General features: G+C 68.1%; 11 protein-coding genes. 3 read left to right on the forward strand and 8 right to left on the reverse strand.

What is annotated here, in order from left to right; translation table 11 throughout:
- Positions 1–2 precede the first annotated feature (2 nt).
- On the reverse strand, positions 3–611 hold the full coding sequence (locus QLQ15_RS01535) for a malonic semialdehyde reductase (protein ID WP_283211102.1): 609 nt from the start codon (positions 609–611) through the stop codon (positions 3–5).
- A gap of 106 nt (positions 612–717) precedes the next feature.
- On the opposite strand from QLQ15_RS01535, the gene QLQ15_RS01540 reads away from it, so the two are divergent.
- Complete coding sequence (locus QLQ15_RS01540) at positions 718–1728, forward strand: mitochondrial fission ELM1 family protein (protein WP_283211103.1); 1011 nt, start codon at positions 718–720, stop codon at positions 1726–1728.
- Positions 1729–1755: 27 nt separating this feature from the next.
- On the opposite strand, the gene glnE is transcribed toward QLQ15_RS01540, so the two are convergent.
- The 6 genes from glnE to groES form a co-directional block, all read right to left on the reverse strand.
- Entirely contained in the window at positions 1756–4599 is a 2844-nt protein-coding gene (glnE, locus tag QLQ15_RS01545) for a bifunctional [glutamate--ammonia ligase]-adenylyl-L-tyrosine phosphorylase/[glutamate--ammonia-ligase] adenylyltransferase (RefSeq protein ID WP_283211104.1), read from the reverse strand.
- Positions 4600–4713: 114 nt separating this feature from the next.
- Positions 4714–6078 carry a S8 family serine peptidase gene (locus QLQ15_RS01550; RefSeq protein WP_283211105.1) on the reverse strand — a complete coding sequence of 455 codons (1365 nt, stop codon included), beginning with the start codon at positions 6076–6078 and terminating at the stop codon, positions 4714–4716.
- Between the two features lie 356 nt (positions 6079–6434).
- Complete coding sequence (locus QLQ15_RS01555) at positions 6435–7043, reverse strand: DUF6445 family protein (protein WP_283211106.1); 609 nt, start codon at positions 7041–7043, stop codon at positions 6435–6437.
- A 51-nt stretch (positions 7044–7094) separates the two neighbouring features.
- Positions 7095–7853, reverse strand: a complete 759-nt coding sequence (locus QLQ15_RS01560) for a hypothetical protein (RefSeq protein WP_283211107.1) — start codon at positions 7851–7853, stop codon at positions 7095–7097.
- A 166-nt stretch (positions 7854–8019) separates the two neighbouring features.
- A complete protein-coding gene (groL, locus tag QLQ15_RS01565) occupies positions 8020–9657 on the reverse strand; it encodes a chaperonin GroEL (RefSeq protein ID WP_283211108.1) in 1638 nt (545 codons plus the stop codon).
- 116 nt (positions 9658–9773) lie between these two features.
- Positions 9774–10061: a co-chaperone GroES gene (gene groES, locus QLQ15_RS01570; RefSeq protein WP_158984179.1), complete on the reverse strand. Its 288-nt coding sequence runs from the start codon at positions 10059–10061 to the stop codon at positions 9774–9776.
- Between the two features lie 486 nt (positions 10062–10547).
- Between groES and QLQ15_RS01575 the strand changes: the two genes are divergently transcribed.
- Positions 10548–10955: a helix-turn-helix domain-containing protein gene (locus QLQ15_RS01575; RefSeq protein WP_283211109.1), complete on the forward strand. Its 408-nt coding sequence runs from the start codon at positions 10548–10550 to the stop codon at positions 10953–10955.
- A gap of 6 nt (positions 10956–10961) precedes the next feature.
- Here the strand turns inward: QLQ15_RS01575 and QLQ15_RS01580 are convergent, their stop codons facing one another.
- Entirely contained in the window at positions 10962–11405 is a 444-nt protein-coding gene (locus QLQ15_RS01580; protein WP_283211110.1) for a hypothetical protein, read from the reverse strand.
- Positions 11406–11510: 105 nt separating this feature from the next.
- Here QLQ15_RS01580 and cutA point away from each other — a divergent pair, with 105 nt between their 5' ends.
- On the forward strand, positions 11511–11852 hold the full coding sequence (gene cutA, locus QLQ15_RS01585; RefSeq protein ID WP_283211111.1) for a divalent-cation tolerance protein CutA: 342 nt from the start codon (positions 11511–11513) through the stop codon (positions 11850–11852).
- Positions 11853–11918: the final 66 nt, after the last annotated feature.

An 11918-nucleotide genomic window follows, 5' to 3' on the forward strand; every position in this document is an offset into this window, starting at 1 on the left:
GGTTACAGGATGGCCGCGGCTTCGTCGAACGACAGGCGCGGAGAGCGTGGGAACAGCTTGGCCGTGTCGCCGTGGCCGAGATTGATGAGGAAGTTCGACTTCACCTTCGTGCCGGCGAAGAAGGTCTCGTCGACCAGCGCGTTGTTGAAGCCGGACATCGGGCCGCAATCCAGGCCCAGCGCGCGTGCCGCCATGAGCACATAGGCGCCCTGCAGGCTGCCGTTGCGCAGGGCGATGGTGTGCAGCGCATCCTCGGGCTTGGTGTCGAACCAGCCGCGCGCGTCGGTGTGCGGGAACAGGTACGGCAGCTTCTCGTAGAAAGCCATGTCGAAAGCGACGATGGCTGTGACCGGCGCGGCCAGGGTCTTGGCGTAGTTGCCCTGGTCCAGGGCCGGGCCCAGCTTGGCCTTGGCTTCGGCGGACTTCACGAACACCAGCCGCAGCGGCGACATGTTGGCGCTGGTGGGACCCCATTTGGCCAGCTCGTACAGCTGGTGCAGGGTCTCGTCGCTCACCTCGCCCGCCAGTTCATTGTGGGTGCGGGCGGTGCGGAACAACTGGTCCAGCGCCGCATCGGACAGGGGCGTGGACGGGGAAACGGTGTGCGACATCGAAAACTCCATGGAACGCCGCACTGCCACCGCGGCTGAGGAACGGAAGTGTAGAGTCTGGCACGATCGCAACAGCCGACTGATCCGGAACGGATTAATCACAAACGTGCAACGAACGAGCCCCGATTTCCCCGCGCAGGCCGCGGTCTGGACCGTCACCGACGGCCATGCCGGCAACGTGCGCCAGGCCGAGGCGCTCGCGGTCGCTCTGGCCGGATCGTTCCACGCCTGGACATTGCAACCGCGCGCGCCGTGGCGCTGGCTCGCTCCGCGACGCCTGCCCGGCGCGACGCAGGCCTTCGGGGTCGACTTCGCGACCGCCTCGACGCGCCCGTCGCTGGCGATCGGCTGTGGACGGCAAGCCGCGCTGGCCACGCGCCTGCTGCGCGACCGCGGCGCACGAACCGTGCAGATCCTCGATCCGCGCATCGACCTGCGCCACTGGGATCTGGTGATCGCACCCGAACACGACGGGCTTTCCGGCGAGAACGTCATCCCCGTGATCGGCAGCCTGCATCCGGTGGACGACCTGTGGCTGGCGACCGCGCGGGGTGCATTCCCCGGTCTCGGCAACCTGCCCGGCCCGCGCACCGCGATACTGCTGGGCGGCGAAAGCGCACACGCGCGTTTTACCGATGACGACTACGACGGCTGGTTGCGCGCCATCGCCCGCATCGTGCGAGCCGAAGGTGGCAGCGCGCTCGCCACGACTTCGCGCCGCACGCCACGGTCAGCGCGTGCGCGACTGCAGCAACGCCTTGGCGACCTGCCCGGCGTGCGCTGGACGGGCGAAGCGGATGGACCGAACCCGTACGCCGGACTGCTCGCATGGGCGGATCGCATCGTATGCACGGCCGACTCGGTGAACATGGTGTCCGAAGCGTCGGCGACGCTGGCGCCGGTGTTCGTCGCCGGACACGACCGCGTGAGCGGCCGGCCGCGTCGTTTCCTCGATGGCCTGCTGCGCAGCGGACGGGTGCGCCCCCTCGACGCCACCCTGACGCCGTACGCAGTCACGCCGCTTCGCGAAACCGCGCGCGTGGCGGCGGAAGTCCGGGCATGGCTGGATGACCGCGCGTCGCGATCCAACGCAACGCAGACCGCGCTCGGGTACTAAGCGCGCACGATCGCGTCGCGCTGACGCTCAGCCGGTCGTACCTACCGACGGCGTGTCGAATACCAGCCCGTGCCGGTGCGCGGACGCGGTGATCGCGGCGCGCGATCGTGCGATCGCCTCGTCAATCGGCAAGCGTCGCGGACGACGGTCCAGGGTGCACGCCAGGCCGCGTTCGAGCAGCACCGCGTGCGCGTCCACCAGTGCCGCCGCTTCACCCGCATCGAGCCAGCCGTCTACGGCGGCCGCTTCGACCAGCGCCGGGGTGTTGCGCGGCACCAGCCACGACACGTGCTGCGCCGAATGCGCCAGCACGGCGTACTGCAGCAGGAACTCCAGATCCACCAGCCCGCCTTCGCCCTGCTTCAGGTCGAACGCGGCCGCGTCGCTGCGGTCGAGCTCGGCGCGCATGCGGCGACGCATCGAGACCACGTCGGTGCACACCGCCTGCGGATCCCGCTCGCGCGAGAGGGTCTGCGCGCGCACCGATTCGAAATCGTCGCCCAGCGATTCGTCGCCCGCGACGAACCGCGCACGTACCAGCGCCTGGTGCTCCCACGTCCACGCGCGTTCGCGCTGGTAATCGCGGTAGCTGGCCAAGCTGGACACCAGCAGGCCCTTCGCACCGTCGGGGCGAAGGCGCACATCGACGTCGTACAGCCGGCCCGCGCCGGTCACCGCGCCCAGCAGTGCGACCACCTTCTGCGCCACGCGTGCGAACCAGCGCGTCGCCTCGATCGTGCGGGCACCGTCGGAATGCGCGTGCTCGCCGCCCGGCGCGTCGTACAGGAACACCAGGTCCAGGTCCGAGCCGAACCCCAGCTCCTCGCCGCCGAGGCTGCCGTAGCCGATCACCGCGAAGCGGGCGCCCGGAACGCGACCGTGGGCACCGGCGACTTCGTGCTCGGCCAAGCGCAGCACGCGCAACACCACGCCGTCGGCCAGCCACGCCAGTTGCTGCGCGCACTCCGTCGCACTCTGGCGTCCGTCTCGCAGCGCCATCGCGATGCGGAAGCTCAGCGCCTGTCGCACTTCGTTGAGCGCCTGCAGCACTGCCTCGGCATCGTCGTCCTGGCCTTCTGCGACGGCGGCGCAGGCGGCGTGCAACTCGTCGCGTCCGGGCAGTGGCCCGGCCACGCGCGCGTCCAGGAGCTCATCCAGCAGCAGCGGATAGGCGGCCAGTCGCTCGGCGAGCAGCGCGCTGTGGCTCACCACCTCCACCAACCGGGCGAGCGCGACGGGCTGCTCGTCCAGCAGCGCGAGGTAGGCACTTCGACGCAACACGTTGTGCAACAGCGCCAGCAACCGGCGTAGCGCGAGCATCGGCTCGCTGGACGCGGCCGCGGCCTGGAGCAATGCGGGCATCACGCGGTCCAGCCTGCCGCGCGCGGCATCGGACAGGCCACGGACCCCGGGGCTGCGTGCGAAGTCGCGCAGCGCGGCGTCGGCGTTGCCGGCCTCGACGAAGCCTGCGTCGGCGAGCACGGCGCTGTCGCCGCCCTCAGGCAGCGCGCGCCAATAGCTGGTGAGCGCGTCGGGTGCATTGCGTTTGCGACGCGGCGCGAGCAGCGCCTCGAATTCGGAGGTCACCAGCGCACGCTGTGCATCGAGCGCGACGCGAAGCGCATCCCAGTCCTCGTAACCCAATCCGTGCGCGATCCGCTGCCGGTCGTCGGTGGATTCGGGCAACGCGTGCGTCTGCGCGTCGCGAAGCATCTGCAGCCGGTTTTCCAGCCGGCGCAGGAACCAGTACGCGCCCGTCAGCGTCGCACCGGCGTCAGGCGTCATCTGTCGCGCATCCACCAGTGCCTGCAGCGAGGGCAGCAGACGGCGGTCGCGCAGGCCGGGCTCGCGGCCGCCGTAGATGAGCTGCAGCGCCTGCACGAGGAATTCGATCTCGCGGATGCCACCGGGCCCGCGCTTGATGTCGTCGGCCAGTTCCTTGCGGGCGACCTCCGCGCTAATGGCCGCCTTCATCGCGCGCAGCCCGTCCAGTGCGCCGAAGTCGAGATAGCGGCGATAGATGAACGGGCGCAGGCTCTCGAGGAATCGCTCGCCCGCGTCGAGGTCGCCCGCGACCGGCCGCGCCTTCTGCCAGGCGTATCGTTCCCAGTCGCGTCCTTCGCGTTGGAAGTACTGCTCCATCGCGTTGAACGACCACGCCACGCGGCCCGCATTGCCGTACGGACGCAGGCGCAGGTCGACACGATGGCAGAACCCGTCGACCGTCAGTTCGTCGAGCAGCTTCGCCAGCTGTTGTCCCAGGCGCGCGAAGTAGTGTTCCGCGTCGAGGGCGCGCGCGCCGTCGGATTCGCCGTCGTGTTCGTAGGCGTAGACCAGATCGACGTCCGAGCTGAAGTTGAGCTCGCCGCCACCCAGCTTGCCCAGTCCGAACACGACCAGACGCTGCGGGTTTCCTTCGCGATCGCGCACCACACCATGGCGTTGCGCGAACTCGATCTCGAGCGCATCCAACGCGAGCTGCAGGCAACGTTCGGCCAGATGCGTGCTTCCGGCAAGCGTCGCGTCGACATCGTCCAGGCCAAGCACGTCGCGCCAGATCAGGCGTGTGGATTCGGCCGTGCGATAGCCGCGCAGCAGCGCGGGCCATTCGCTGCGGTGTTCGGGCGACAGCGACGGCTCGGCCATCGGCTGCGCACCGTCGTCGCCCAGCAGCCTGAGCAGGACGTCCGGCTGGCGGACGAGCGTATCGATGGCGAAGTCGCTGGCGGCGGCCACGCGCTGCAGCCGCTCACGCGCATGGTCCTCGGCGAGGACGTCCGCGTGCGCCGGCAACGCCGTGCGCAGGCGCGCCATCGCGCGCGCGGTGATGGAATGGGAAAGGTCGGAGTGCGCGGGGGATTTGGAACTCATCGCCCCGATTCTGGCACGGGTACGTTCTGGCACGGGCACGCGAGCGTGGCCCGCACCGGCACGGCATGACGGTGTGCGATGGCCGCCCGTGCAGGCGGCCATCGTGCGTGACGCTCAGTCGACGCTGGCGGCGGCGTTCACGCGTCCCTGTCCATAGAAATCGTCCTTGCCCGGCTTGCCGAGATCATCGGCGCCCGCGCGCAGCAGTTGTTCCACCTTCTGCGCCTTGATGCCGGGGTACTTGCCGAAGATGAGCGCGGCCACGCCGGACACGTGCGGTGCCGCCATGCTGGTGCCGGTGGCCCAGAAGTACAGGTTGCCGTTGGGCGGAACGAAGCCACCGGGCGCGAACACGCCATCGAACACCCAGCACGGGCGCACCAGACCGGCGACCGTGCAGTTCTCGTTGCCCGGATAGTCGAAGTCGCCGCCGGGGCCGGCGAGGTGGATCGCCGACTGCCCGTAGTTGCTGTAGCTGGCGGGCAGGTCGAGGTCGGCGCCATTGAGATCATGGCCCCAGGCTTCCGGCGCGGTCGCGGCCACCGCCAGCACGCCCGGCAACTGCGCGGGGAAGGCGATGGTGTTGGCATCGTGGTCGAGATCGCGGGCGTCGTTGCCGGACGAGGCGATGATCAGCACGTTGCGCGACTGCGCGTACTGCACCGCGCGCTTGGTCGCATTGATCAGCTCGGCCGTCTCGGCGCCGCCCTTGGGCAGGCCATCGGTGACGCCCAGGCTCATGTTGATCACGTTCGCACCCTGGTCGGCCGCGTACACGATGCCCTGGATGATGCCGGCGAACTCGCCGCTGCCGGTCACGCCCGACAGCACCTTCACGGCGAGGATCTTCGCCTCGGGCGCGACGCCTATCGTGCCGAACGCGTTGTCGGCCGCGGCGATGATGCCGGCCACGTGCGTACCGTGGTTGAAGGCATTGGGAATGTTGTGGCACACGCTTTCGCCCGGCACGAACGAGGTCGAGTTCGGCAGCAGGTTCGGCGCGATGTCCGAATGCTGGCAGACGATGCCCGAATCGAGCACGGCGACCACCGCGCCGGCCCCGCGCCAGCCCGCATTCCACGCGCCGGCCGCATCGATCGCCTTCATGCCCCACTGCAGGTCGAAGCGTGTGTCGTCCTCGCCGGAGTTGGGTGGATTGGCGAAGTTGGGCGCGCCTTCGTCCTGCACGACCGCATCGGGGATGTCGAACTGCATGCGGATGTCGGCGGTCACCGAACGCAGGCCGGACACGCCGGCTGCGCGTGCCTTGAAGCCGTCGTCGGCATCGACGATGGCCACGCCGATCTGCGGAAGATGCGCACGTACGGTGCCGCCCGCGGCGGCGATGGCATTGAGTTGCGACTGGCTGAGGGCGTTGCCGTGCGTCTGCACGATGTAGCTCGCGGCCTGGACCGAGGCGGTCGAGGCCAATGCGCATACGGCCGCGGCCAGCGCGACCCGCTTGCTCGTCGTCTTCATGATTCCCTCCGGAACAAAGGCGAATGCGCGCGGCGCATCCGCCCCCTGTCCGGCGTCCGCGCACGGCAAACAACGTGCGCACGGCGTGCGGCCGGCCGTTGCTCGACGTCTCTCGCCGACGGACGGCGTGCGCGGGCGATGGAACGGGCAAATAAAAAGCCCGCCCCGGTCGAACCGGTTGCGGGCCTGCTCCCTCCCCCACGTCGGGATGCGCGTTGATCGTGAAGGAACCGTTAGGGGCTTTGCACGCTGCACTGCAAAATAGAACTCAGCGGTTCAAATTGCATGCCAATCAGACCTTTACAGCGATCCCTGTTCAGGTATGGAAGACCGCCATCGCACCGCGAATCGGCGCCTCAGCCCGCTCCGAAGAACATGAGGTAGACCAAGCGCCCGTTCTCCATCCGGTCGCCGAAGGCCGGTCCGGTGGTGTGCCACAACCACGGGCGCAGCAGCACCAGGCGGTTGAAGCGCATCGGGGCCTGCATGGTCATTTCCCATTTGGAGTCGTCGACGCTGTCGCGCTCGATGATGTCGTCGTGCATCTGCTCCATCGACGAATAGCCCATCGCGGCCAGTTCCCGCTCGTCCCAGGGCGCGCGCTCGGTGTTGGTGGGACGGTGGCGGAAGAACTCGGTGCCGCCGCGGCAGTCCTCGGGTCGGCTGAGGTAGAGGATGCCCGACCAGTACGCGCGGTCGATGTGCACCTTCGCGCGGCCGCGATCGGCGGCGAGCGTCATGCGGAACTTGCAGTGCGACTGCAGCGGCGAGATGGGCACGACGCGTTCGCCAACGAGCCTCGATACGGCCTGGTCGAGGCCGTCGATCTCCATGCGTTCGAGTGAATTGCGACCGGGGAACGCGCCTTCCTGTTCGGGATAGGTCAGGCCAAGTCCGACTTCGCGCAGTTGCTGCGCGTCACGCGGGCTGAGGAAGTCGTCGACGATGATGAGTGAGGTAGGCATGCACGGCGAGCTTAGCCGGTAGCCAGCACCCTGCCCAGAAAACACACCGCATCAGGGCGCCGCGAGGGATTCTCCGCTCGTGGCCGATGACACGACGCCGAACAGCGACGCATGGGCGGCGCCGATCCACGGCTTCACGATCGCCACGGGTACATCGACCAGTTCCGTGTCGACGGCACCGGCCGGCGCGGTCGACACGGCCACTGCGTAAACCTCGCCCCGCGAGTTCAGGCGCGGAACCAGCAGATGAGGCGAGCGCACGGTGCGCACCGCCGCGCCCTCGTCGGTGGGCATGTGGAGGTAGGCGTCGATCGCCTTCCATCCGGCGCCGTCGTGGATCAGCTCGTCCGCCGTGAGCAGACGGCCGGCCTGGCGTTCCCAGACGAACGCGTCCTGGCGCAGCCGGCTTGTCGCAGCGCCAATGTAAAGACTGCTGTCGGCCACCACCACGATCAGGCGCGGCGTTTCGGCGGTGACGGCATAGGTCGCGGTCAGTTCGTAGGGCGCGTCGCCGGCCTTGCGCGTGCGCAACGCGGTCGACAGCTCCGACTGCAGGCCCGCGGCGTGCGCTGTCAGGCGTTGCGCCAGGGCGGCCGGAAGCTGCGCGGTGGTCGGATAGCTGATACCGACGATCGACTCCGCATTGCGCTCGAACACGTCCTTGGGCGGAAGGTCGGGCAGCGCCGCTACGGGAGCACCCTGCGTCGTGGTCGTCGGCGCCTCACGCCCACACGCGCACAGCAGCAGCACGAGCGCGATGCCGGCGGCCCGCGCATGCACGGATGCCGGACGGAGAACAAACCAGTGCATGCGACGCCTCAAGCCCAACAAAGAGGTTGCACGCTACCGGCGGCACCCATGCGTGCCTGTCGGAGAATTCCGATTCTCGTATCGAACGATTGGCGTGGCGCACACAAAGAAAAAGGCCCCGCATCGCTGCGGGGCCTTTCCTACTTCGTGACGCTGGAGACCGGACTTAGAAGTCCATGCCACCCATGCCGCCCATGCCGCCGCCCGGCATCGCCGGCTCGTCCTTCTTCGGCAGCTCGGCAACCATCGCCTCGGTCGTGATCATCAGACCGGCGATCGACGCGGCGTTCTGCAGCGCGGTGCGGGTGACCTTGGTCGGGTCCAGGATGCCGGCTTCGAGCATGTCGACGTACTCACCGTTGGCGGCGTTGTAGCCGAAGCTGCCCTTGCCTTCCTGCACCTTGTTGACGATGACCGACGGCTCTTCACCGGCGTTGGTCACGATCTCGCGCAGCGGCGCTTCCATCGCGCGCAGGGCGATCTGGATGCCGTGGTTCTGGTCTTCGTTGGCACCCTTCAGGTCAGCAATGGCCGCCTTGGCGCGCAGCAGCGCGACGCCGCCGCCCGGGACGATGCCTTCTTCCACCGCAGCGCGCGTGGCGTGCAGGGCGTCTTCGACGCGGGCCTTCTTTTCCTTCATCTCGATCTCGGTCGAGGCACCGACCTTGATGACGGCAACGCCACCGGCCAGCTTGGCCACGCGCTCCTGCAGCTTCTCGCGGTCGTAGTCGGAGGAGGTTTCCTCGATCTGCGCCTTGATCTGCTTGATGCGTGCCTCGATGCCGCCGACTTCGCCGGCGCCGTCGATGATGGTGGTGTTCTCCTTCGAGACCTGCACCTTCTTGGCGCGGCCGAGGTCCTTGATGGTGGCCTTGTCCAGCTGCAGACCGACCTCTTCGGAGATCACGGTGCCGCCGGTCAGGACGGCCATGTCTTCCAGCATCGCCTTGCGACGGTCGCCGAAGCCCGGGGCCTTCACGGCGCAGACCTTCACGATGCCGCGGATGGTGTTGACCACCAGGGTCGCCAGGGCTTCGCCTTCGACTTCCTCGGCGATGATCAGCAGCGGCTTGCCGGCCTTCGCGACGCCTTCCAGCACCGGCAGCAGGTCACGCACGTTGGAGATCTTCTTGTCGTGCAGCAGGATGAACGGGTCGTCCAGTTCGGCCTGCATCGACTGCTGGTTGTTGATGAAGTACGGCGACAGGTAGCCGCGATCGAACTGCATGCCCTCGACGACGTCGAGCTCGTTCTCCAGGCCCGAACCGTCTTCCACGGTGATCACGCCTTCCTTGCCGACCTTGTCCATCGCCTGGGCGATGAGGTCGCCGATGTTGGCATCGGAGTTGGCCGAGATCGTGCCGACCTGGGCGATTTCCTTCGAGGTCGACGACGGCTTGGAGATCTTCTTCAGCTCGTCGACGGCGGCGTGCACGGCCTTGTCGATGCCGCGCTTGAGGTCCATCGGGTTCATGCCGGCGGCGACCGCCTTCATGCCTTCGCGGATCAGCGCCTGCGCCAGCACGGTGGCGGTGGTGGTGCCGTCACCGGCGTTGTCGGAGGTCTTGGAAGCGACTTCCTTCACCATCTGCGCGCCCATGTTCTCGAACTTGTCTGCAAGCTCGATTTCCTTGGCGACGGACACGCCGTCCTTGGTGATGGTCGGGGCGCCGAAGCTCTTCTCGAGCACGACGTTGCGGCCCTTCGGGCCGAGCGTGGCCTTGACGGCATTGGCGAGCACATTGACGCCGCGCAGCATCTTGACGCGCGCGTCCTCACCGAAACGGATTTCCTTGGCAGCCATGTTGTTACCTCAAATGCGGAATGGGGAATGGAAAAGCGGAAACACAGACGCGGCGGCAGGAAGGGAGCGGGACTCGCGCGTTGCGCGTCGTTCGCCGCTTCGTTCCCGCCGGGCGATCAGCCGAGGACGGCGAAGATGTCGTCTTCCTTCACCACCAGGAATTCGGTGCCGTCGAGCTTGACCTCGGTGCCGCTGTACTTGCCGAACAGCACCTTGTCGCCGACCTTCACCTTCGGCGCGCGCACGTTGCCGTTGTCGAAGACCTTGCCTTCGCCGACGGCAACGACTTCGCCCTTGATCGGCTTCTCGGTGGCCGAGTCCGGGATCACGATGCCGCCAGCGGACATCTTTTCTTCTTCCATGCGCTTGATGACCACGCGGTCGTAGAGCGGCTTGATATTCATCGCGACTGTCTCCGGGGATTTCGTAAGTGGTTGATACGACGGGGAAAGGAGTGGGATTTTAGCAATCGTCCCCGGTGAGTGCCAACGACCGGGGCGAAGAAAACCCGGCGAACCGGGATGGGCGAGAGATGGGGCGCCGCCGGAGGCTTTCAAGGGTCCGCCGGGCAATCGCGCAAAAAGAAAGAGCGCGTCCCGTGGAACGCGCTCTTTGGTGCGGAGCAGGCTGTCCTGAGCATGGCGCGTCCTTGCACCCCGATCCCCGAACCGACGCCTTGTCACGGCCAACCATCCTTGGCGGCACGAGGTCGATCTTGCCGCTCCGGGCGAGTGGCGGCCAGAGGTCGACTGCTGACTTTGGGTAGCCAAACCCTCGAAAAAAGTGTGAAAAACGTCGGGTTTGACTTGCATCAGCGCGGCGTAACGCTACCCTGAGCGCACAGCATTGGGTGTATTTTGTTCACCAGGTGAGTACAGGTAGCAGGTGCGATGACCCCTCAACAACGCATTCGCCTGGCCCGCCGGCACGCGGGTTTATCGCAAGCCGCGCTGGGCGCCGTCGTCGGGGTGCAACGCAGCGCCGTCGGCCACTGGGAAGCCGCGCGCGGCAAGTTTCCGAGCGTGGCCCACCTGCGCGAGGTGGCCCTTGTCACCGGCGTGCAGTTCGAATGGCTGGCCACCGGGCGGGGCAACATGAGCCTGTCGGCCGACACCGCGCTGGATTCGGTGGCCGCCGCGGAGGCGATGCTGGTCGAGGACCCGCTGGAGCTGCGCCTGCTCGCCGCCTTCCGGGAAGCCCCGACGCGCGCCAAGGCGCCGCTGGTGGAACTGGCGGAACAACTGGCCGAGATGCGCACCGGCCGCGGCCGCACGGCCACGCCGGGTCGCGCCCGGTGAACGGTCTCAGCCGCCCGCCAGGCGCCTGACCGCCGCGGGCGGCAATGTGGCGCAATCGGCCGAGGGCTCGAAACCGGAGGTCGCCGTTTCATCGCCCTGCACCAGCTGGACCTTGTGCGGCGCACTCGGGCCGAGGGCGAAGGTCCATACCGCGCGGATCTGCCCCTGCATCGGCGGCTCGGCCAACAGCGCGCCATCGGGGCCGATATAGACCAGATCGTTCGTCGAAGCGTCGATCCGTTTGCCGGTCTCCAGGTCAAGCACGCCCATCGCCGATGGATCGCGCCAGCAGTCCATCGCCCGCTCGCAGCTGAGGTCGGCCAGCAGGCGCGAGGCCTGGTAGCAGGCGGCCCGCACGCGGATGCCGTGCGCGTCGCCGGGGCCTTCCGCAGCCCCGGCCAATCCGGCCAACAGGCACAGCGCGACAACGACGGCAAGGCGACGGGGCATGTGACCTCCTGGGGGGAGCGGACGTCCGGCGCGGGCAGCCTACGACAATCGAACGGCCGCTGCGCGAGCGTCCGTCGGGGCCGGTGCCCTACACTGGCGCCCCTCATGGCCGCCACTTCCCCGTCGCCGGTCCGGCTGGTGCTGAGCACCTGCCCCGACCCGCAAACCGCCGACGCCCTCGCCCGTGCGCTTGTCGAAGAGCGCCTGGCGGCATGCGTCAACGTGCTGCCCGGGGTCGTCTCGACCTACCGCTGGCAGGGCGTGATCGAACGTGACGCGGAAGTGCTGCTGCTGATCAAGACCACTGCGGACCGCCAGGACACCCTGATCGCGCGGCTGCAGGCCCTGCATCCCTATGAACTGCCCGAGGCCATTGCGGTCGAAGCCGTTGGCGGCCTCGCCGCCTACCTGGCCTGGGTGGCCGAACAGACCCGAGACGATGACTGACGCTCCCCGCTTCCGCCTTTTCGACCGGCTTCGTTCCCACGCCCAGCAGCTCCTTCTCGCGATCCC

Source organism: Lysobacter stagni, assembly GCF_030053425.1.
Classification (GTDB): domain Bacteria; phylum Pseudomonadota; class Gammaproteobacteria; order Xanthomonadales; family Xanthomonadaceae; genus Lysobacter_J; species Lysobacter_J stagni.